Raw genomic sequence first — 21,239 nt, 5'->3', positions numbered from 1 at the left:
GGGTCCGGTCCGATGTTGGCAGGTTGCGATCAGTACAACACGCTAGGTAGCCACAGGCCGATGCCAGGGAACAGGTACAGGATGATGATCGCCAGGATCTGGATACCCATGAAGGGCATCATGCCCAGGAAAATCTGGTTCAGGGTGACATGGGGTGGCGAGACGCCCTTCAGGTAGAAAGCCGACATGGCAACCGGTGGTGACAGGAATGCGGTTTGCAGGTTCAGGGCGACGAGCAGGCCGAAGAACAGAGGGTCGATCTGATAGTGCGCCAGCAGTGGCAGGAAGATGGGCATGAAGATGATGATGATCTCTGTCCATTCCAGCGGCCAACCCAGCAGGAAAATAACGATCTGCGCCAGGATCATGAACTGAATGGGTGTCAGATCCATGGACAGCACCCAGCCATTGATCAGTTCCTGACCACCCAGCAGGGCAAAGGCGGCCGAGAAAATACTGGAACCGACGAACAGCCAGCAGACCATGGCACTGGTCTTGGCGCTGAGGTACACCGATTCGCGCACCATGGAGAAATTCAAGCGGCGATAGGCGAAGGCCAGCAGGATGCCGCCCAAGGCACCCAAGGCCGCCGCCTCGGTGGGAGTGCACAGGCCAACGATAATACTGCCCAGTACGGCAAGGATCAGCATGGTCAGCGGAAAGAAGGAACTGAGCAGCATCTTGAAGATTTCCAGCCGTGCGAAGTTCAGCATGGCGTAGTAGCACAACAAGGCCAGACTGCCCACGATCAGAAAGATCCAGAATGTCATTGGCGCGGCTTGGCGCTCTGCCGTAGTGGTTTCTTCGGCTGCCTCTGCTGCAGCTGCGGGAGCTTCTGCGCCCGGTTCGCTGGCACCCAGCGCCACGAGTGGCTCGCTGCCTTCAGGTTCGGATAAACCGCCAGCACCCGGAGGTTCTGCCAGCCCACCGCCACTGTAGTCACTGTCGAAGTTATTGAAACCGCCGCCCATTTCCTGCAGCTCGTAGTGCTCGGCTACTTTGGGTGCAGTGACCGACTGGTAGCTAAAGCCCATGACAGCGATGAAGATCACAGCGGGCAGCAAGGCCACGGCCAGATTCTTGACCAGCAGCTTCATGGGCACGTCGACGTTGCGAGGCCCCTTCATGGCGTTGATCAGGCCGGGTACAGCACGGTCTGTAATGGTCTCCTTGATGGTTTGTGCGAAGGCTGGCAGAGGCACGATCCGGTCTTCCGCGGAAAGCGGAGGCGCGACACTGGGCTTGAGCTTGGCCAGAATGATGACGTACACCACGTACAGGACAGCCAGCATCAGGCCGGGGAAAAAGGCCCCGGCATACAGTTTCACGACCGAGACACCCGCGACGGCGCCGTACAGGATCAGGAGTACGGAGGGGGGCAGCAAAATGCCCAGGCAGCCCCCAGCGGTAATGGAGCCAGCCGTTAGCTGCACGCTGTAACCCGCTCGCAGCATGGCGGGCATGGCCAGTAGCCCCATCAGAGTCACCACGGCCCCCACAATGCCCGTGGCCGTGGCAAAGATGGCGCAGGTGGCAATGGTGGCTACTGCCAGCGAACCTGGAATTCGTGCCATGGCCAGGTGCATGCCCTGGAACAGGCTCTGGATCAGGTTGGCGCGTTCAACCAGGTAACCCATGAAGATGAACAGAGGCACCGCAATCAGCACGTCGTTGGTCATGACGGCGTAGGTGCGCAGAACCATCAGGTCCAGGGTCTGCTGGATTGCTTGCTGCGTGCCCATGTCGCGATAGGCCAGCCAGGTAAAGATCACCCCCATCCCCATCAGGGTGAAGGCAGTGGGAAAGCCCAGCATGATAGTGACGACAATCAGCGCCAGCATGAGCAAGCCCAAATGGCCGTTGCTCATGTCTGCTGGCGCTGGCATGAAGATGGCAATGCTCAGGACAATCCCGATCAATATGGTGAGCCCGAACCAGATTTCTTTTCTCATGTTGGACTCCCTTTCTTGCCGTCGCCTGTGACAAAGGCATCCAGTTTCTCAATGTCATCGCTTTTGACGTCCACCATATCCATGAGCTTGTCGACATCGACTTCCTCAACGTCCTTGTCGCGCGAAGGCCATTTCCCGTCTCGCAGGCAGCGTACGCAGTACACCATTTCCACGAAGCTTTGCAGCAGAAGGCAGAAACCGGCCAGCGGGATGATGGCCTTGAACGGGTAGATGGGCGGTCCGTTGGCCGTGATATTGGAGTGCTCCGTGATGGCCCAGGACTCGGCTGCGAAGTAGTAACCGGCCCAGAACATGGCGACCACACCAGGGATGAAGAACAGGATGTACAGGATCAGATCCAGGGCTGCCTGCAGACGGGGTGGAAAAAAGCCGTACAGCACATCCCCGCGCACATGGCCGTTCTTGGAGAGCGTGTAGGCACCGGCCATCATGAACAGGCCACCGTACAGCATGTTCATCATGTCAAAGGCCCAGGCGTGTGGGTTGGAGAGTACGTATCGAGAGAAGACCTCGAAGGAAACGAACAGGGTCAATGCCAGGACTAGCCAGCCGAACAACTGGCCTATCCACGTATTGAACCGGTCGATAAAGACCAGAATTTTCTGCATGGTAGGTTCACCTTGCTAGCGCGGAAAGGGTCTGATGCGTGTCGGCTGCGGCTTGGGGCGCGGCCGGCCTGGAGTGGGGAAGGAGACGTCATCCACATCCGGCTGGATGGGATGACGCAGTGCAATTGCCGTTAGGGGTCAGCTCTTGGCTTGGGGGGCCTTGCGACCGAAGTAGTGGTTGTAGGCCATACGGCGGTTATTGTTGGTGTCCATGTCCCACGCCATGGCGCGTGCCGCGAACGCTCGTTGCGATGCGTCGATTTCCTTGAAAAGGGGGTTGGTCTCGGCCTTCTTGGCAACGATCTGGTCCCACACGACCAGTTGTTGCTGCAGGATGGTGTCGGGCGTTTTGTAGAATTTGACGCCGTCTTCCTTTTGCAGGCGTTGGTAGTCCTGCGAGTAACGGTCCACCGCCTTCCAGGACATGTCGGCCGATGCGGCCTCCACGGCGTTGTCGACGATGGCTTTCAGCTGTGTCGGCAAGGCGTTGTACTTGTCCTTGTTGAACATGATCTCGAAGGTTTCCGAGGCCTGGTGAAAGCTTTGCAACATGCAGACCTTGGACACGTCCGGAAAGCCCAGAGCGCGGTCCGAGGCGGCGTTGTTGAACTCCGCACCATCGAGCAGGCCGCGGTCCAGTGCCGGAACAATTTCACCGCCCGGCAAAGCATTGACGGCCGCGCCCATTTCAGTGAACAGGTCGATAGCCAGGCCATTGGTGCGGAACTTCAGACCCTTGAGATCTTCAGTCTTGGTGATAGGTTTTTTGAACCAGCCGAACGGTTGCGTGGGCATCGGGCCGGTCAGGAAGGAGACGACATTGCCACCGATGGCATCGTACAGCTTGGCCAGCAACTCCTTGCCGCCGCCGTATTTGTGCCATGCCAGCACCATATTGGCGTCCATGCCGAAGGCCGGTCCTGACGAAAACAAGGCCAGGGCGTTCTGCTTGCCGTAGTTGTAACCCAGCACGCCGTGGCCCCCGTCCAGCGTTCCCTTGGAGACGGCATCCAGCAGGCCAAAGGCCGGTACAACAGCCCCTGCGGGCAAAACTTCGATTTTCAGATCTCCACCGGTCATGTCGTTGATCTTCTTGGCGAAATCAAGAGCGAATTCGTGGAAGATGTCGACGGTGGGCCAAGTGCTTTGGAAGCGGAAGTTGATGGGACCCTGCGCGCGAGCGATGGCAGGAAAGCCCATCGTTGCTGCAGCCGCGGTGCCGGCTGCAGCACCGCTCAGGAACTTGCGCCGGGATGCGCCAGTTTGTGCTTGAGGCGCGGTGCTTTTTTTGATCCTGTTTCTCATGAGGTGTGTCTCCGAAGTGGCTGTAAGCGTTCGAGAGCAAACTGCAGCAATCTGATGTGTTTTCAGCTTTATTTCAGTCTTCTTTCAGTTTGCTTTCAGCTTTATATGCGATTCGAACACTGGCCGTACATAAGGAGTAACCACAATGATGATAGGGGTATACCCGTGGGCAGATAAGCGTGAGTGTGTGCACCTTTAGCGACGGGTGGGCTGTGCTGAACAGGCTTTTTACAGGCCTCTTGAGAGGGAAGTCATTTCAAACAGGCAAAGAAAAACGCCTTCGCCGCATGAAGCGGCGAAGGCGTTTTTTGCAAGCGCTAGGGCTTACAGACCTACGGAGTCAGCAATTTCCTTGAACTCTTCGATCTGGTCGAAGTTCATGTAGCGATAGATGTCTTCGCTATTGGCTTGCAGAACGCCCATGTCGGCCAGGTACTCTTCGCGGGTCGGGATGCGGCCCAGACGCGAGCAGATGGCAGCCAGTTCAGCCGAACCCAGGAACACGTTGGTGTTCTTGCCCAGACGGTTGGGGAAGTTACGGGTGCTGGTGGACATGACGGTGGCGCCTTCGCGAACCTGTGCCTGGTTACCCATGCACAGCGAGCAACCGGGCATTTCCATACGAGCACCAGCTACGCCCAGAACGCCGTAGTGGCCTTCTTCGCTCAGCTGTTGCTGGTCCATCTTGGTCGGAGGAGCGACCCACAGACGGGTTGGAATGTCGCGCTTGCCTTCCAGCAGCTTGGAAGCGGCACGGAAGTGACCGATGTTGGTCATGCAGCTACCGATAAACACTTCGTCGATCACGGTGCCGGACACGTCGGACAGCGTCTTCACGTCGTCTGGGTCGTTCGGGCAAGCCACGATAGGTTCGTGGATTTCAGCCAGATCGATGTCGATCACAGCGGCGTATTCAGCGTCTGCATCGGGCTCCAGCAGTTCCGGGTTGGCCAGCCAGGCTTCCATGCCCTTGATACGACGGGAGATAGTGCGCTCGTCTTCGTAGCCATTGGCAATCATCCACTTGAGCAGCGTGATGTTGCTGTTCAGGTATTCGATGATGGGCTCTTTGCTCAGGCGCACGGTACATGCAGCAGCGGAGCGCTCGGCCGAAGCGTCGGACAGCTCGAAAGCCTGTTCGATCTTCAGGTTGGGCAGACCTTCGATTTCCAGAATGCGACCGGAGAAGATGTTCTTCTTGCCGGCTTTTTCCACGGTCAGCAAGCCTTGCTTGATGGCGTACAGAGGAATGGCGTTAACCAGGTCACGCAGGGTGACGCCGGGCTGCATTTCGCCCTTGAAGCGCACCAGCACGGATTCTGGCATGTCCAGAGGCATCACACCGGTAGCAGCGGCAAAGGCCACCAGACCGGAACCAGCGGGGAAGCTGATGCCGATAGGGAAACGGGTGTGCGAGTCGCCGCCAGTGCCCACGGTATCGGGCAACAACATGCGGTTCAGCCAGGAGTGGATGATACCGTCGCCTGGACGCAGGGAAACACCACCGCGTGTGCTGATGAAAGCAGGCAGTTCGTGGTGAGTTTTAACGTCAACAGGTTTGGGGTAAGCAGCGGTGTGGCAGAAGGACTGCATCACCAGATCGGACGAGAAGCCCAGGCAAGCCAGGTCTTTCAGTTCGTCGCGAGTCATTGGGCCAGTCGTGTCCTGGCTGCCAACGGTGGTCATGCGTGGTTCGCAGTAGGTACCGGGACGCACGCCTTGGCCTTCAGGCAGACCGCAAGCACGGCCAACCATCTTCTGAGCCAGGGAGAAGCCTTTACCAGAGTCGGCAGGGCTTTGTGGCAGGCGGAACAGCGTGGTTGGAGGCAGACCCAGTGCTTCGCGAGCACGGGTAGTCAAGCCACGGCCAATAATCAGGGGAATACGGCCACCGGCGCGCACTTCGTCAAACAGTACGTCGGACTTGACCTGGAATTCGGAGATCAGTTCGCCATTCTTGAAGGCCTTGCCTTCGTAGGGACGCAGTTCAACCACGTCGCCCATTTCCATTTTGGAAACGTCCAGTTCGATAGGCAAAGCGCCAGCATCTTCCATGGTGTTGTAGAAGATAGGGGCAATCTTGCTGCCCAGACACACGCCACCAAAGCGCTTGTTGGGAACGAAAGGAATGTCTTCGCCGGTGAACCACAACACGGAGTTGGTGGCCGATTTACGCGAAGAACCGGTACCGACCACGTCGCCCACGTAGGCAACCAGGTGGCCCTTTTCTTTCAGGGATTCGATAAAGCTGACAGGACCTTTCTTGCCGGGCTCTTCAGGTTCGATACCTGGGCGCGGGTTCTTCAGCATGGCCAGAGCGTGCAGCGGAATGTCCGGGCGGCTCCAGGCGTCAGGGGCGGGGGACAGATCGTCCGTGTTGGTCTCGCCGGTGACTTTGAAAACGGTCACGGTCAGGCTTTCTGGAACTTCAGGACGGCTGGTGAACCACTCGCCGTCGGCCCAGCTTTGCAGCACTTCTTTTGCAAAGGCATTGCCTTTTTCGGCTTTTTCCTGAACGTCGTGGAAAGAGTCAAACATCAACAGGGTGTTTTTCAGGCCGTTGGCGGCGATCTGACCCAGTTCAGGCGAATCCAGCAGATCGATCAGCGGGCTGATGTTGTAGCCACCCAGCATGGTTCCCAGCAGCTCAGTGGCACGCTCGCGGCTGATCAAAGCACAGGTTTCTGTGCCCAGCGCGATGGCGGCCAGGTAGGAGGCTTTCACTTTGGCAGCATCGTCCACACCGGCGGGGACGCGGTGCGTCAGCAGGTCGACCAGAAATGCTTCCTCACCGGCAGGTGGGTTCTTGATGAGCTCGATCAGCTCGGCGGTCTGCTGAGCCGACAAAGGCAGCGGGGGAATGCCCAGAGCAGCGCGCTCGGCAACATGTTCGCGGTAAGAGTCCAGCATAGTGCGGGTGCCTATCGGTAAATGGTTGATATGAAAATGCAATAAATCGCGTGTTGCCCCAATTGTAATTTGAAGCGCGCAGCGAAGCAATGGTCTTATATCTTATATAAGACTTACGGGAACCTGAATATTGCCGGGCTCAGGCCAGCAAGTCGGCGTATTCAGGGTGGCGGCGGAAATAGACCACGGCATAGCTGCAAACGGGGCGCACTTTCCACTGTTGGTTTTTTGCCGTTTCCAGCGCAAAGCGGGTCAGTTGCCCCGCAATGCCGCGGCCTTCCAGCTCGGGCGGCACACGGGTGTGGGTGATGCTCATGACAGCATCGTCCAGTTCGTATTCGATCACGCTGCGGCGGTTTTCAATGTCGCAGTAAAACAGACGCGCTTGCGGGTCGTGGTGGATCTCGGTAGTCATGGCAGGCTCCTTCAAGTGGGGTTGGAGTGCAGGGCGATCAGAATCCAAACAGCCATCATGGCGATCATGCCCAGAAAGCAGCCGCCCCACAGCCCCATCAGGGGCCATTTGATGCCCATGGGGACATCATCGGGTTGCACGTGCTTGAGTAGCCGGTTGGCATTGCCAAACAGCGAGTTTTGGCGTTTGGGGAAATTCAGACGTAAAAAATAATCCAGCAGTACGCCTGCCTTCAGCGAAAAACTGAGTTTTTCCCAGGGGTACTGATCCAGATAGGGATGACGCAACACCTGGTTGCTGCGGCGCAGATTGAAAAGCAGTAAATAAGCGCCGGAGACCAGACTGGTCAAGGCACAGGCAATCATCAAGGTGCCGGCCAGCGGCAGGGCGTAGCGTACAAATTCAGAGAGCATGGAAGTCATCAGCAAGACGGCCCCGCGTGCGCAATGCAGCGGGGCCGTGTGGGTTAGATCACAGGCAAATAATAGCCCAGGATCTGTGACTTATGGGCGCTGATCCAGAGGCACAAAGCTCTGGTTTTCAGGGCCAATGTAGTTGGCGGTAGGACGAATAATCTTGTTGTCCACGCGCTGCTCAATGATGTGAGCCGCCCAGCCAGCCGTACGCGCGATCACGAACAAAGGCGTGAACATGGCAGTAGGGACACCCATGGTGTGGTAGGACACGGCCGAGAACCAGTCCAGGTTGGGGAACATTTTCTTCACTTCCCACATCACGCTTTCCAGACGTTCGGCAATGTCGAACATGCGGGTGTTGCCATCGGCCACGGCCAGCTCTTTGGCCACCGATTTGATTACTTCGTTGCGTGGGTCGGAGATAGTGTAGACGGGGTGACCGAAGCCAATAATGACTTCCTTGTTTTCCACGCGCTTGCGGATGTCTTCTTCAGCCTGATCGGGGTTCTCGTAGCGCTTCTGGATTTCAAAAGCCACTTCGTTGGCACCGCCGTGCTTGGGACCGCGCAGGGCGCCGATGGCACCGGCAATCGCGGAGTAGAAGTCCGAACCTGTACCGGCGATAACGCGGCTGGTAAAGGTGGAGGCGTTGAACTCGTGCTCGGCGTACAGGTTCAGCGAGACATGCATGGCTTTTTCCCACTCGGCCGATGGCTTCTCACCATGCAGCAGGTGCAGGAAGTGCGCGCCGATACTGTCGTCGTCGGTCTGTACGTCGATCATCTCGCCGTTGTGGCTGTAGTGGTACCAGTACAGCAGGGCCGAACCCAGGCAAGCCATCAGACGGTCGGCGATGTCGCGTGCGTCGGGCAGGTTGTGGTCGTCTTTTTCAGGCAGCACGCAGCCCAGAACCGACACGGCAGTACGCATCACGTCCATGGGGTGGCTGTGGGCAGGCAGGGTTTCCAGCGCGGTTTGCAGGGCCAGAGGCAGGCCGCGCAGACGCTTGAGCTTTTGCTTGTACGCGCGCAGTTCGTCGCGGTTGGGCAATTTGCCGTGGATCAGCAAATGAGCCACTTCTTCAAATTCACAAGCCTGGGCCAGGTCCAAGATATCGTAGCCGCGGTAGTGCAGATCATTGCCACTGCGACCGACCGTGCACAAGGCGGTATTGCCTGCAACAACGCCAGACAGGGCAACAGATTTCTTGGGCTTGAAGCCAGTGCTAGGGGTGTTCTCAGTACTGCTCATAAAGGTCTCCTGGTTGCTGGGCAGCCAGCACGAGGCTGGCTGCTGAATGGGGTTTTACCCGCGCGACGGCCCTGATCACGGGCCGGGCGGGAGCCTGTGGTGGCTCAGGACTTCTTGTTTTTCTGGAACAGCTTGTCGAGGCTTTGCTCGTAAGCATGGTAGCCGATACGATCGTACAGTTCTTCACGAGTCTGCATCAAATCGATGACATTTTTTTGATGTCCGTCACGACGGATCGCCCGGTAGACAGTTTCGGCGGCCTTGTTCATGGCGCGGAAAGCGGACAGGGGGTAGAGCACCATGGCCACATTGGCCGAAGCCAGTTCTTCCACCGTGAACAATGGGGTTTGACCGAACTCGGTAATGTTGGCCAGCACGGGGACATCCAGCGTTTCGGTAAAGCGACGGTAGGTGTCCAGGTCGTAGCAAGCTTCAGCAAAAATGCCGTCTGCACCTGCTTCCACGCAAGCCTGGGCACGTTCCAGAGCAGCGTCCACGCCTTCGACGGCAATCGCGTCTGTACGAGCCATGATGAAGAACTCGGGATCGGTACGGGCGTCAACAGCGGCTTTCACGCGGTCGGCCATTTCACCAGTGCTGACGATTTCTTTGCCGGGGCGGTGACCGCAACGCTTGGCGCCAACCTGATCTTCAATGTGGCAAGCGGCAGCGCCGAACTTGATCAGGCTTTTGATCGTGCGGGCGATATTGAAGGCCGAAGCGCCAAAGCCGGTATCAATGTCCACCATCAAAGGCAGATCGCACACATCGGTAATGCGGCGAATGTCGGTCAGCACGTCGTCCAGCGTGTTGATGCCCAGATCAGGCAAGCCCAAAGAGCCAGCCGCGACACCGCCACCCGACAAGTAGATGGCGCGGTAGCCGGCGCGTTGGGCCAGCAAAGCGTGGTTGGCGTTGATGGCGCCGATGATTTGCAAAGGCTGTTCTTCACGCAGGGCCTGGCGGAAACGGGCGCCTGCCGATGTCAGTTGGTTTTGGCTCATTTGGGGCTCCAGATCACAAGATATAAAAATGTCGTCAGCGTAGTGCTGCGATGGGTTGGTTCTACTAAAGCAAATGCTGTGCCAAGTTCAAATATGGGGGGCGATGAAGAGCCTGAACCCAGAGGAGGCGGGAATTTCTCGCGTGGTGTGATGTCGTCGCTCCCTTCCAGGAATATTGTCTTTTCCTGTTTTGTGTTTCAATATTGAAACGTAATTTGAAACAGTGTCGCATTATTGAAGCCCGGGTGAAACCATATGCCTTATCCTTCCTCCCCGCCTGCGCGTCTGCGTCTGGTAGCTTTTGGCCTGCATGGACTGCGCTCTCTATTGGAAGAGCTGGTGCCGCAGTTTCGCGCTCAGGCCGAAATACTGATTGTGGACAAGGCCTATGGAGAGGCCGTGGAGGCCGTGCAGGTTTTGCGACAAACAGGCGAAATTGACGTGCTGGTGTCTGCCGGTTCCAACGGCAGTTATTTGCGCGAACATCTGGACTTGCCGGTGGTGTTGGTCCATCCCGGTGGCTTCGACATTATGGGCAGCCTGGCCTCGGCACAGGCAGAGCGCAAAGCCGTGGTGACCTATGGCGAAATGCCGCTGGAGCTGCTGGAGTTCGTGCAGCGTTTTGATCTGCCTGTGGAGCTACGTAGCTATCGCAGTGAAGCCGACGCCCGTAGCTGTGTCCAGGATTTGAAAGAACTGGGCGTGGAGTGGGTGCTGGCACCCGGTCTGGTGGTGGATCTGGCGCGCGAGAATCAGATGGAAGGCGTGCTGCTGTATTCACAAGGAGCTGTGCGACAGGCCCTGGAATCCGCTATCGAACTGGCTCGTGTGGCTCGCGCTGAGGCTGCTCGCCGGGATCGCTTGAATACGATTCTGGCGCAGTTGCGTGACGGCGTGGTGTCAGTGGACAGGGACGAGCGGATTGAAACCGTCAACCCGGCGATGGAAGCCTGGTTGGGCCAACCGGCTCAAGCCATGATTGGCCGTCGTTTGGGTTCCTTGTATCCCGAGCTGGATCTGGCTGGCACGCTGCGCAGTCTGGAAGTGCAGTTGGATACGGTGCAGCAAGTAGGTGGCCGTACCGCGATCGTGACCCGCATGCCGATTCTGGAGCAGGGGCGCTTGAGCGGGGCAGTGCTGCTTTGCCAGGACCCGGCAGCGATTCAACGACTGGACCGCAGCTTGCGTTCACGCAGTCAGCAAGCCGCATCGCGTCATGCCCGTTACGAGCTATCTGATCTGGTGGGGCAAAGCTCGCCCATGCGCAAGCTGCGTGCTCAAGCCCAGGCTTGCGCTCAAAGTACAGCCACAACCTTGATTATTGGTGAAAGCGGCACAGGCAAGGAATTGCTGGCTCAAGGCATTCACAGCGCCAGCGCCAGACGCGCGCAACCCTTTGTGGCCGTGAACTGCGCGGCTTTCCCGGACAGCCTGTTGGAAAGCGAGCTGTTCGGGTATGTGGAAGGCGCCTTCACGGGCTCCAGCCGCGGCGGCAAGGTGGGGCTGGTGGAAGCGGCTCACACCGGCACCCTGTTTCTGGACGAGATCGGCGAAATGCCCTTGCCGCTACAAACCCGTTTGCTGCGTGTGCTGCAAGAAAAAGAAGTGCTGCGTATCGGGGCGATTGAGCCAACGCCGGTGGATGTGCGCGTGATTGCGGCTACTCACCGCGATCTGGCCGCGCAAGTTAAAGAAGGCGTGTTCCGCCAGGATCTGTTTTATCGACTGAACATCCTGGTGCTGCGTTTGCCGCCTTTGCGTCTGCGCACCCAGGACTTGCCGGAGTTGGTGGAGCATTTATTGGCCAAGGTTGCCCAACGTCTGGGTGGTGCAGTCACGCTCAACTCGCAGTGGATGGCGGAGCTGCTCGAACTAGGCCGCCACTACACATGGCCGGGCAATATTCGCGAATTGGAAAACCTGATCGAACGCTTGATGGTCCTGGGCACAGTGCAAGGGGATCAGGCTGTGGTGCTGGAAGATATTGCGCCTGAGTTGCGGGCCGTGGTGAGCGAGCCCGCCTTGCCAGCCTTGCGTGATCAGCAGGAGCGCAGTGAACAAGAGCATCTGGCCAAGGTGCTGGAAGAGTGTGGTGGCAACCGCGCCTTGGCGGCACAGCGGCTGGGGATTAGCCGTAGTACCTTGTGGCGGAAGTTGCGTAAAACGGAGTAGCTATCGGATCGCTCCTGTGCTCGGAAACGATAAATTGATACGTCAGCTCATTATGAATGAGAATCATTGTTATTATGTCGGCTTTCATTCTTTTGCAGCTTGTTCCGTATGCCCCGATCATCCGCGCCCAAGAAAACGTGGCTCGCTCATTACATTGAGCTGGTTGCGGCGTGGCGTCGGAAAGCACCTCATGAAGATAGCGAAGACGCTATGCAGGATGCAGCGCTGCGCTTATTGGAAAATGCTGCGGCTACGGTTGACAATCCGCGCGCGTATCTGAAGCGCAGCACCGCCAACGGCGTTATTGACCGTTATCGCCGCCAGGCGATTTTGCCTACCACTCCTTTGCACGAACTGGACGAGCATGAGCATCCGCAGGCCCCGGAGTTGGAGTCGGAGTTGGTCTCGCGGCAAATGCTGGCAGACTTGAAAAGCGCTCTGAATGAGTTGCCTTTGGTGTGTCAGCAGGTCTATGTGCGTCATCGCATTGAAGGCTGGACGCATGCGGAGATCGCGAGTGCCATGGGCATTTCCCGCTCGGTCGTCGAAAAGCACATGAGCCGCACGCTGCGCCATTTGAATAAAAAGTTACAGAAATATGCCTCTTGAACCGACAAATTGTTCGGGTCTTGCCCCTTCTCGAACGTCTATAGGTATGAAGGGGTATATTTCCATGCGGCTGCTTTGTTGTGCAGCTTGCTCTCTTGTTGTGCTGTGATGAAACCACCGAACGCTTCTTCCTCCTCGGTAGAACCGGACGAGCTTGCCGCTCAATGGTTTGCCTATTTGCATTCTGACGATGCTTCGTCGGAGGATTGGCGTGCGTTCGAGCAATGGCGACAGGCGAATCCCGAGCATGACCGGCAGTACCGCAATGTGCAGCGTATTTGGGATGCCAGCCTGCATATTCCCAAGGAAGAATGGAGCGAGATTCTATCGCGCCGCGAGGCTCCCAAGCCTGTCCCTGCACTGACGCGTCGACGCTTTGCCTGGGGGCTGGCGGGCATGTGTACCGCGGCCGTGGTAGGAAGCGTGGCCCTGAGTGGTGGCTGGTTGGAGTCGCCGCAACAGACCATGAGCTTATTTGCCCAGCGTGGTGAGCAAAAGCAGATGAGCTTGCCGGACGGTTCCGTGCTGGAGCTGAACTCGGGTGCACGCGCAACAGCGCGCCTTTACGAAGGCAAGCGTGTGGTTCAGCTGCTTGAAGGGGAGATCTTCTTCTCAGTGCAACATGACCCATCCCGCCCTTTTGTGGTGGAGGCGGGCGAGAGCCGAATCGTGGTAACGGGTACGCGCTTTAATGTGCGTTACGACGCTCAGACCACGCAAGTCAGTGTGGAGTCGGGCTCGGTCAATGTGTTCAATGGGCCGTGGTGGAATCGTCAGTCACGAGCTCTGGAAAAAGGGCAGGGGCTGGTTGTGTCGGACGAGTTGGGCTTGGGGCCGGTGCACCTGCCTGACCTGGACAGCACGCTGGCTTGGCGACGCGGCAAGATCGTCTTTGAAAATACGCCTTTGTTCCGCGCTGTTGCTGAGATCAACCGTTATCTGGATCGTCCCGTAGTGCTGGATGCACCGACACTACGAGATCATCAGATCGCGGGTATTTTCAGTGTGGATGACCCCCAATCGTTTCTTGAGATGCTGCCGGTTTTCGCTCCGGTGCTTGTGGTGCGTGCCCCGGATGGGCGCCTGCGCATCGTCGCCAAATAATTTCCTGTAATGCGCGAGCCGTGGTATGAGCTTTCTGTTCTCGTCTGCTGTTACACTTTGTTTCGAAAATGATTCTCATTTCCCATCCGATGTTTGCGGGGCTGGCTCGTCTATAGACATGAGGGGGGAGGATTTGCGATTTGCGCACAGTCCCCTGAAAACACCTTTGGCCAAAGGTATATCTGCGTCAGACGCGAAACTTCATTTATGGAATTTGCAGGATTGTGAAAACGGCATCATTACGTGCGGCATCGCGCACGCCCTTATCGAGCATGCAGTTCAGCATGTCGGCCTTGGCCATGTCTATTGCGCTTGCGCTGGGTACGCTGCCTCAAGCTGCAGTCGCTCAATCAGCAAGCATTCAGTTCCACATACCGGCTCAGTCATTGAGCAAGGCGCTATTGGAATTTGGTGAGCAGGCCTCTTTGCAGATTTTCTTCTCCCAGGATGTGGTGCAGGGATATAGCGCTCCGGCGCTGACAGGCAGCCTGTCTCCCGAGGAAGGGTTGCGTCGCCTTCTGGCGGGTACCGGGATCGAGTTTGTGCGATCCGGAAAAAATGTATCGCTGCGGCGTCCTGCTCAGAGCGAGGCTGCACAGCTGGCGCCTATTCAGGTCAAGGCCAGCCTGGACCCGACCACGGAAGGTACGGGCTCCTACACAACGCCGCTGACCAACACCGCAACCAAGATGAACTTGTCGATCAAGGATACGCCGCAATCCATCAGCGTGATTACCCGTCAGCAGATGGAAGATCAGCAGTTGAATACGATGACGGATGTCCTGGGGCAGACGCCGGGTGTGACCATGGCGCAGGACGGTGGCCAGCGCTTCAATATTTATTCGCGTGGTAGTGCCATTGATACCTATCAGCTCGATGGTGTGACCACGACGCAAGTGAATCAGACACGCACCATGCCCAGCACCTTGCTGGATATGGCGCTGTATGACCGGGTAGAGGTGGTGCGCGGGGCAACCGGTCTGATGACGGGAGCGGGCAGCCCCAGCGGAACGGTGAACTTGATACGTAAGCGCCCAACGAAGGAGTTCCAGGCCCACGTGCAGTTGGGGGCGGGCTCCTGGGATTTTTATCGGGCAGAAGCGGATGTGTCCGGGCCCCTGACTGAAAGCGGCAACCTGCGAGGGCGACTGGTTTTTGCCAAGCAGGACAACAACAGCTTCATGGATGCCTACAAGCAGGACAAGGATCTGTTCTATGGCGCTTTGGAGGCGGACCTGACAGAGACCACCTTGCTACGCCTTAGCGTGGATCATCAGCGCTACAAGGCCAAGGGCGCGCCTGGCGTACCCTTGATCTTTACCAATGGCGAAGCAACCGATTTCTCGCGCTCGACCAGCACGGGTGCCCGGTGGATGTATGACGAATTCAAAACGACCAACTACACGCTGAACCTGGAACAGGATTTGCCCAATGATTGGCAGTTCAAGGTGGCGGCCAATTACATGGATGTGGACCGGGATAATCTGAATGGCTCCTACCAGGTCGGCTCGGGTCGTTCTTTCCTGGATAAGGAAACAGGCAGTGCAGGAATGCTGCGCTACCGCGCAGGGGCTACGCAAAGCCAGAAAGGTGTGGATGTTACCTTGCAAGGGCCTTTCGAGCTGGGCGGGCGTCAACACGATTTCATTGCCGGATTCAATTTCCAGAACTATGAAAACAAGCATACGGGCTGGGATGTGGGCGTTTCCAAAGTCAATTTCTATACCTGGAATAACGAGCTGGAACGTCCTGCGAATACGGGGCAGGTAGGAGAGATTTTTAATGTGAAGTCTCGCCAGACAGGTGCTTATGCCGCGGTGCGTTTCAATCCGCTTGAAAGGACGCATTTGATTGTGGGTGCGCGGGTTTCCAGCTATGACTACGACTACTATTACGCCAGCCCAACTGACAAGTTCTTGCAGACCTATGGCATGCGTGAGCGTGACCAAATCACGCCTTATGTTGGCCTGGTTTATGACCTGACGCCTGAGCAAACCATCTATGCCAGTTACACGGATATTTTCCAGCCTCAGTCCGCGCAGGATCGTAATGGCAAGGTCCTGGATCCAATTATTGGCAAGAATCAGGAGCTTGGCTGGAAAGGCGAGTTTCTGGATCGTCGTCTGAACGCGAATATCGCCCTTTATCAGTCCCAAAAAGATAATGTGGCCGAGGAAGACGCGGGCTTTACGGTGCCCGGTCAGAATACCCAGGCTTTTCGCTCTGTGGATGGGGCCAAGACCAAGGGGATTGACCTGGAACTGGCTGGGGAGATTACGCCGGATTGGAATGTGCATTTCGGTTTCAGCCACTCCAAGACCAAAGATGCCCAAGGCGAGCAGTTGCTGACAGTGCTGCCCGTGAACACCTTGCGCTTGTGGACGACATACCGTTTACCAGGCCAATGGAGTGCCTTGACGGTAGGCGGGGGTGTCAACTGGAACTCCAAGACCTCTTTACGCTTTAGCCGCTACAACAGCACCGTGGAGCAGGACAGTTATGCGGTGGTGAATTTGATGGCGCGCTATCAGTTCAACAAGAAATTTGCGGCGACTCTGAACGTGAATAACTTGTTCGACAAGACTTACTATCAGGGCATGGGCGGCAGCTACGGCCACTACGGTGCGCCACGCAGTGCATTCCTGAATCTGCGTTACGACTTCTGATGCAGGCAGGCTAGCCCTCAGGCAAAAAAAATCCCCGCCAATCAGGCGGGGATTTTGCAGACTAGCGGGTCAATTAACCCAGCAGGTCTTTCACACCGTCACGCTCTTCCAGCAGCTCGTTCAGGGTGTGGTCCATGCGCTCACGCGAGAAGGCGTCGATTTCCAGGCCTTCAACACGCTTGTACTCACCGTTTTCGGTGGTCACAGGCACGCCGTAGATGATGCCTTCAGGAATACCGTAGGAGCCGTCCGAAGGAACACCCATGGTGACCCATTTGCCGTTCGAACCCAGCACCCAGTCGCGCACGTGGTCGATGGCGGCGTTGGCAGCCGAAGCAGCCGAGGACAGGCCACGGGCTTCGATGATGGCGGCGCCACGTTTGCCCACGGTGGGGATGAAGGTTTCGCGGTTCCAGGCCTGATCGTTGATGATCGCGTCGATCTTCTCGCCATTCACGGTAGCGAAACGGGTGTCAGGGTACATGGTGGGCGAGTGGTTGCCCCAAACGATCAGGTTCTCGATGTCAGCAACAGCCTTGCCGGACTTGGTGGCCAACTGCGACAGGGCGCGGTTGTGGTCCAGGCGCAGCATGGCAGTGAAGTTCTTCGCTGGCAGATCAGGAGCGGACTTCATGGCAATGTAGGCGTTGGTGTTGGCAGGGTTGCCGACCACCAGCACTTTCACGTCACGGCTGGCCACTTTGTTCAGGGCACGGCCTTGTGCTGTGAAGATCTGGGCGTTGAAGGCCAGCAGATCTTTACGCTCCATGCCTGGGCCACGAGGACGGGCACCGACCAGCAGGGCGATATCAGCATCTTTGAAGGCGGTTTCAGGATCGCTGTGGGCGGACATGCCTTGCAGCAGCGGGAAGGCGCAGTCGTCCAGTTCCATCATGACGCCCTTCAGGGCCTTTTGGGCTTTCTCGTCGGCGAGTTCCAGCAGCTGCAGGATTACAGGCTGGTCTTTGCCCAGCATTTCGCCAGAAGCGATGCGAAACAGCAGGGCGTAGCCAATCTGGCCAGCAGCGCCGGTAACGGCGACGCGCATTGCGGGTTTGGACATGAGAGTAAGACTCCGTTTTTGGGTTTGAAGACGGTGACGAAAAACACAGTTTAAATCTTTTGCAGACCGGGCGGCTGGCGTGGAAAACGGTTTTTCGCAAGAGGAAAAGCCTCTTTTTTCACTGCGCAGACTAGACCAAAACGATAGCGGCGTCAAACGTCTTATATCTTATATAAGACATAAGAGCGTTAGACATTCGGGGCCGGTCATGCGAAAATTAGTGCACTGTCTATTTTATGAACAAATGCGCGTTCCAAGCTGTATCTGTCGCGCATTTTTTATGAGCCCCATGTCTGATAACGTGCCGCCGCTACGCACCCAGGAAATCGAAAAATCCGCTCCTAGCGCGGCCTATAGCCCTCTGTATCAACAGATCAAGGCTTTGTTGCTGCAGGGGCTGGATCGTGGCGAGTGGAAGCCCGGCGAAGCCATCCCCAGTGAACTGGAGCTGGCTGCCCGCTTTCAGGTCAGCCAGGGCACGGTGCGCAAGGCCATTGATGAGCTGGCCGCCGACAACCTCCTGATCCGTCGTCAAGGCAAGGGTACCTTTGTGGCCACCCATCACGAAGCTCGTGTGCGCTTTCGTTTCCTGCGCCTGGCCCCGGATGATGGCAAGCCTGTGGCTTCCCAGAGCCGTATTCTGGATGTGCGTCGAATGAAAGCGCCTACGGATGTTGCCGTGCTGCTGGATTTGCGCACCTCCGACATGGTGGTGAACCTGCGTCGGGTTCTGTCCTTTGATCAGGTCCCGACCATTTATGACGATATCTGGCTGCCTGGCTCCGTCTTCAAGGGTTTGACCCTGGAGGCCGTCGAGCAAAACAAGGGCCCGATGTACGCCTGGTTCGAGAGCAAATTCGGCGTGAGCATGGTGCGCGCCGATGAAAAGATTGGTGCTGTCAGTGCCACCGAAGAGGCCGCTTCGGTCTTGCAGGTCGCTGCCGGTTCGCCGCTCCTGCACGTGGAACGCGTGTCCTATACCTATGGTGATCGACCGATGGAGTTGCGCCGGGGCTTGTACCTGACTGAGCGCTTCCATTACCGAAACACGCTCAGCTAGTTCGGCGGCATACGGTATTTGATACTGCACCGTAGTGTCAAATAGGTGAAAATACCAAGGTTAAAAATTTTATGACTTTTTTTTATCTACTTCGAGGCCATCATGTCTGATACCGCACCCAAGCAGCGTCCGCAGTATCGCAATATCAGCGTGCCGCAGATATTGAGCTACCGCTTGCCCCTGGCTGCAAAATCGTCGATTTTGCATCGTGTCAGTGGTGCATTGCTGTTTCTTTGCCTGCCGCTCGTTCTATTGCCACTGTTCTCTTTGAGCGTCAGCTCTCCAGAGTCCTTCGAGACCTTGCGCAGCTACGTCGACAACCCTGTCTGTAAGCTGATCCTTCTGGTCCTGATCTGGGGCTACCTGCACCACTTCTGTGCCGGCATCCGCTATCTGGCACTGGACCTGCACCTGGGTAACGACAAAGAGTCCGCCAAGAAGTCGGCCGGTATGGTGTTCGGGGTCAGCCTGGCGCTGACCGTTGTGTTTGGTTTGAAACTGTTTGGGGTGTGGTAATGGCAAATCGTGAGCGCATTGGCGCAAACCGCCTGGTAGTGGGTGCCCACTACGGTACCTTGGACTTTCTGGCACAGCGTGTCACCGCAGTCATCATGGCCATCTACACCTTGGTCATCATCGGCGGCATCCTGTTTAGCAGTGAACTGAATTTCGAGACCTGGCGCGGCCTGTTCTCGTTCACGGTCGGCTCCCTGCCTTTGGGTCAGTTGCTGGCAACCTTGTTCTTCCTGTCTTTGTCCTGGCACGCCTGGATTGGTGTGCGTGACATCTGGATGGACTACGTCAAGCCCGCTGGTCTGCGCTTGTTCCTGCAAGTGTTGACCTTGCTGTGGCTGGTTGCCAGTGTCGTCTTTTTTGCAAAAATTATCTGGAGTCTCTAAACCGTGGCTTCCATCACAAAATCTTTGCCCCGCCGTCAGTTTGACGTAGTGGTGGTCGGTGCCGGTGGCGCCGGTATGCGTTGTTCCCTGCAATTGGCTCAGGCTGGCTTGTCCGTGGCCGTGCTCAGCAAGGTGTTCCCAACCCGCTCCCACACCGTGGCTGCTCAAGGTGGCGTCAGTGCTTCCCTGGGTAACATGAGCGAGGATCACTGGTACTGGCACATGTACGACACCGTTAAGGGTTCGGACTGGCTGGGCGACCAGGACGCCATCGAATTCATGTGCCGTGAAGCTCCACACGCTGTGTACGAGCTCGAGCACTTCGGTATGCCGTTTGACCGTAACCAGGACGGTACGATTTACCAGCGTCCATTTGGTGGTCACACTGCCAACTTTGGTGAAAAGCCTGTTCAACGTGCCTGTGCCGCTGCTGACCGTACCGGCCACGCCATGTTGCACACCCTGTACCAGCGTAACGTTGCAGCCCGCACCCAGTTCTTCGTGGAATGGATGGCACTGGACCTGCTGCGTAACGAAGCGGGCGACGTTCTGGGCGTAACCGCTCTGGAAATGGAAACCGGCGAAATCTACGTTCTGGAAGGCAAGCGCGTGGTGCTGGCTACCGGTGGTGCTGGCCGTATCTGGGCTGCTTCCACCAACGCCTTCATTAACACGGGTGACGGCCTGGGTATGGCTGCTCGTGCTGGTCTGCCTTTGCAGGACATGGAATTCTGGCAATTCCACCCCACTGGCGTAGCCGGTGCTGGCGTGCTGATTACCGAAGGCGTGCGCGGTGAAGGCGGTATCTTGCTGAATAAAGACGGCGAGCGCTTCATGGAGCGTTACGCTCCCACCCTGAAAGACTTGGCCCCACGTGACTTCGTGTCCCGTTCCATGGACCAAGAAATCAAGGAAGGTCGTGGTTGTGGCGACGGCAGCTACGTGGTTCTGAAACTGGATCACCTGGGCGCTGACGTCATCAAGAAACGTCTGCCTTCGATTCGCGAAATCGCGATCAAGTTCGGTAACGTGGACCCGATCAAAGACCCAATCCCTGTGGTTCCAACCATCCACTACCAGATGGGCGGTATCCCCACGAACTACTACGGTCAGGTTGTGACTCAAACGCCAACAGGCGAGAACAAGATCGTCAACGGTCTGTACGCCATCGGTGAATGTGCCGCTACTTCCGTGCACGGTGCCAACCGTCTGGGTACGAACTCCCTGCTGGACCTGATCGTGTTCGGTCGCGCTGCGGGCAACCACATTGTGGATTCGCACCCCGAGAAAACGCACGCGCACCAGGAAATCAACGAGTCCTCCATCGAGTACTCGCTGGACCGCGTCAACCGTCTGGAATCCCGTACATCGGGCGAAAAGGCACAGGACGTGGGCAACAAGATTCGTGTGGCCATGCAGGCTCACTGCGGCGTGTTCCGTACCCTGGATCTGTTGCACAAGGGTGTCGACCAGATCGAATCCCTGGTTCCCGAAGTCAAGGACATTTACTTCAAAGACAAGTCCAAAGTGTTCAATACCGCCCGTATTGAAGCTCTGGAAGTGGCCAACATGATCGAAGTGGCTCGCGCTACGACGAAGTCGGCCGCCAATCGTACTGAAAGTCGCGGTGCTCATGCCCTGAACGACCACCCAGAACGTGACGACGAAAACTGGCTGCGTCACACCTTGTGGTTCTCGGAAGGCAGCCGTCTGGAGTACAAGCCTGTCCAGATGAAGCCTCTGACAGCCGAAACGATTCCGCCCAAGGCCCGGACTTTCTAAGC

The 21,239-nt window shown here is 57.1% G+C and carries 17 protein-coding genes; 8 read left to right on the top strand and 9 right to left on the bottom strand.

Going from position 1 to position 21,239, the window contains the following annotated elements:
* Positions 1 to 29 precede the first annotated feature (29 nt).
* From D0C27_RS15495 to prpB, 8 genes are all read right to left on the bottom strand, one after another.
* Positions 30 to 1,952 (bottom strand): TRAP transporter large permease, encoded by a 1,923-nt coding sequence (locus tag D0C27_RS15495; protein ID WP_060185716.1) that lies wholly within the window; start codon positions 1,950 to 1,952, stop codon positions 30 to 32.
* Complete coding sequence (locus D0C27_RS15490; protein WP_009457722.1) at positions 1,949 to 2,581, bottom strand: TRAP transporter small permease subunit; 633 nt, start codon at positions 2,579 to 2,581, stop codon at positions 1,949 to 1,951. The genes D0C27_RS15495 and D0C27_RS15490 overlap by 4 nt, the downstream gene beginning before the upstream one ends.
* A gap of 138 nt (positions 2,582 to 2,719) precedes the next feature.
* On the bottom strand, positions 2,720 to 3,886 hold the full coding sequence (locus D0C27_RS15485) for a TRAP transporter substrate-binding protein (RefSeq protein ID WP_009457721.1): 1,167 nt from the start codon (positions 3,884 to 3,886) through the stop codon (positions 2,720 to 2,722).
* Positions 3,887 to 4,210: 324 nt separating this feature from the next.
* The gene (acnB, locus tag D0C27_RS15480) at positions 4,211 to 6,796 is read right to left on the bottom strand and encodes a bifunctional aconitate hydratase 2/2-methylisocitrate dehydratase (protein ID WP_022983544.1); all 2,586 of its coding nucleotides are present in this window, start codon (positions 6,794 to 6,796) and stop codon (positions 4,211 to 4,213) included.
* Between the two features lie 139 nt (positions 6,797 to 6,935).
* Positions 6,936 to 7,211: a GNAT family N-acetyltransferase gene (locus tag D0C27_RS15475; RefSeq protein ID WP_009457716.1), complete on the bottom strand. Its 276-nt coding sequence runs from the start codon at positions 7,209 to 7,211 to the stop codon at positions 6,936 to 6,938.
* A gap of 11 nt (positions 7,212 to 7,222) precedes the next feature.
* Entirely contained in the window at positions 7,223 to 7,624 is a 402-nt protein-coding gene (locus tag D0C27_RS15470; protein ID WP_137431274.1) for a hypothetical protein, read from the bottom strand.
* 90 nt (positions 7,625 to 7,714) lie between these two features.
* Positions 7,715 to 8,878, bottom strand: coding sequence for a bifunctional 2-methylcitrate synthase/citrate synthase (gene prpC / locus D0C27_RS15465; protein ID WP_009457712.1), 1,164 nt, complete (start codon positions 8,876 to 8,878; stop codon positions 7,715 to 7,717).
* Positions 8,879 to 8,982: 104 nt separating this feature from the next.
* Complete coding sequence (prpB, locus tag D0C27_RS15460; RefSeq protein ID WP_137431273.1) at positions 8,983 to 9,882, bottom strand: methylisocitrate lyase; 900 nt, start codon at positions 9,880 to 9,882, stop codon at positions 8,983 to 8,985.
* A 255-nt stretch (positions 9,883 to 10,137) separates the two neighbouring features.
* On the opposite strand from prpB, the gene prpR reads away from it, so the two are divergent.
* The 4 genes from prpR (at position 10,138) to D0C27_RS15440 (ending at position 16,433) form a co-directional block, all read left to right on the top strand.
* A complete protein-coding gene (prpR, locus tag D0C27_RS15455) occupies positions 10,138 to 12,054 on the top strand; it encodes a propionate catabolism operon regulatory protein PrpR (protein ID WP_137431272.1) in 1,917 nt (638 codons plus the stop codon).
* 108 nt (positions 12,055 to 12,162) lie between these two features.
* Positions 12,163 to 12,663 (top strand): sigma-70 family RNA polymerase sigma factor, encoded by a 501-nt coding sequence (locus tag D0C27_RS15450; protein WP_035270828.1) that lies wholly within the window; start codon positions 12,163 to 12,165, stop codon positions 12,661 to 12,663.
* Positions 12,664 to 12,771: 108 nt separating this feature from the next.
* On the top strand, positions 12,772 to 13,767 hold the full coding sequence (locus D0C27_RS15445) for a FecR family protein (RefSeq protein ID WP_137431271.1): 996 nt from the start codon (positions 12,772 to 12,774) through the stop codon (positions 13,765 to 13,767).
* Between the two features lie 224 nt (positions 13,768 to 13,991).
* Positions 13,992 to 16,433, top strand: a complete 2,442-nt coding sequence (locus D0C27_RS15440; RefSeq protein WP_240688264.1) for a TonB-dependent siderophore receptor — start codon at positions 13,992 to 13,994, stop codon at positions 16,431 to 16,433.
* Positions 16,434 to 16,506: 73 nt separating this feature from the next.
* Here the strand turns inward: D0C27_RS15440 and D0C27_RS15435 are convergent, their stop codons facing one another.
* Positions 16,507 to 17,496, bottom strand: coding sequence for a malate dehydrogenase (locus D0C27_RS15435; protein WP_022983546.1), 990 nt, complete (start codon positions 17,494 to 17,496; stop codon positions 16,507 to 16,509).
* 289 nt (positions 17,497 to 17,785) lie between these two features.
* On the opposite strand from D0C27_RS15435, the gene D0C27_RS15430 reads away from it, so the two are divergent.
* The 4 genes from D0C27_RS15430 to sdhA all read left to right on the top strand — a co-directional run bounded on the left by D0C27_RS15430 (position 17,786) and on the right by sdhA (position 21,237).
* A complete protein-coding gene (locus tag D0C27_RS15430) occupies positions 17,786 to 18,556 on the top strand; it encodes a GntR family transcriptional regulator (RefSeq protein WP_009457695.1) in 771 nt (256 codons plus the stop codon).
* A 102-nt stretch (positions 18,557 to 18,658) separates the two neighbouring features.
* Complete coding sequence (sdhC, locus tag D0C27_RS15425; protein WP_009457694.1) at positions 18,659 to 19,072, top strand: succinate dehydrogenase, cytochrome b556 subunit; 414 nt, start codon at positions 18,659 to 18,661, stop codon at positions 19,070 to 19,072.
* Entirely contained in the window at positions 19,072 to 19,455 is a 384-nt protein-coding gene (gene sdhD / locus D0C27_RS15420; RefSeq protein ID WP_003802535.1) for a succinate dehydrogenase, hydrophobic membrane anchor protein, read from the top strand. The genes sdhC and sdhD overlap by 1 nt, the downstream gene beginning before the upstream one ends.
* Positions 19,456 to 19,458: 3 nt before the next feature.
* Positions 19,459 to 21,237 carry a succinate dehydrogenase flavoprotein subunit gene (gene sdhA / locus D0C27_RS15415; protein WP_022983547.1) on the top strand — a complete coding sequence of 593 codons (1,779 nt, stop codon included), beginning with the start codon at positions 19,459 to 19,461 and terminating at the stop codon, positions 21,235 to 21,237.
* The last annotated feature ends 2 nt before the right edge of the window (positions 21,238 to 21,239 follow it).

The organism is Alcaligenes faecalis (genome assembly GCF_005311025.1).
GTDB lineage: Bacteria > Pseudomonadota > Gammaproteobacteria > Burkholderiales > Burkholderiaceae_B > Alcaligenes > Alcaligenes phenolicus.
This window is presented reverse-complemented; position numbering and strand designations above follow the sequence as displayed.

Excerpts from the sequence above, each read along its gene's own strand:
- D0C27_RS15490 (WP_009457722.1), bottom strand. The coding sequence starts at position 2,581 with ATGCAGAAAATTCTGGTCTTTATCGACCGGTTCAATACGTGGATAGGC.
- D0C27_RS15445 (WP_137431271.1), top strand. The coding sequence starts at position 12,772 with ATGAAACCACCGAACGCTTCTTCCTCCTCGGTAGAACCGGACGAGCTT.
- sdhD (WP_003802535.1), top strand. The coding sequence starts at position 19,072 with ATGGCAAATCGTGAGCGCATTGGCGCAAACCGCCTGGTAGTGGGTGCC.
- D0C27_RS15435 (WP_022983546.1), bottom strand. The coding sequence starts at position 17,496 with ATGTCCAAACCCGCAATGCGCGTCGCCGTTACCGGCGCTGCTGGCCAG.
- D0C27_RS15495 (WP_060185716.1), bottom strand. The coding sequence starts at position 1,952 with ATGAGAAAAGAAATCTGGTTCGGGCTCACCATATTGATCGGGATTGTC.
- D0C27_RS15450 (WP_035270828.1), top strand. The coding sequence starts at position 12,163 with ATGCCCCGATCATCCGCGCCCAAGAAAACGTGGCTCGCTCATTACATT.
- prpB (WP_137431273.1), bottom strand. The coding sequence starts at position 9,882 with ATGAGCCAAAACCAACTGACATCGGCAGGCGCCCGTTTCCGCCAGGCC.
- D0C27_RS15475 (WP_009457716.1), bottom strand. The coding sequence starts at position 7,211 with ATGACTACCGAGATCCACCACGACCCGCAAGCGCGTCTGTTTTACTGC.
- prpR (WP_137431272.1), top strand. The coding sequence starts at position 10,138 with ATGCCTTATCCTTCCTCCCCGCCTGCGCGTCTGCGTCTGGTAGCTTTT.
- sdhC (WP_009457694.1), top strand. The coding sequence starts at position 18,659 with ATGTCTGATACCGCACCCAAGCAGCGTCCGCAGTATCGCAATATCAGC.
- D0C27_RS15485 (WP_009457721.1), bottom strand. The coding sequence starts at position 3,886 with ATGAGAAACAGGATCAAAAAAAGCACCGCGCCTCAAGCACAAACTGGC.
- acnB (WP_022983544.1), bottom strand. The coding sequence starts at position 6,796 with ATGCTGGACTCTTACCGCGAACATGTTGCCGAGCGCGCTGCTCTGGGC.
- D0C27_RS15470 (WP_137431274.1), bottom strand. The coding sequence starts at position 7,624 with ATGCTCTCTGAATTTGTACGCTACGCCCTGCCGCTGGCCGGCACCTTG.
- prpC (WP_009457712.1), bottom strand. The coding sequence starts at position 8,878 with ATGAGCAGTACTGAGAACACCCCTAGCACTGGCTTCAAGCCCAAGAAA.
- D0C27_RS15430 (WP_009457695.1), top strand. The coding sequence starts at position 17,786 with ATGTCTGATAACGTGCCGCCGCTACGCACCCAGGAAATCGAAAAATCC.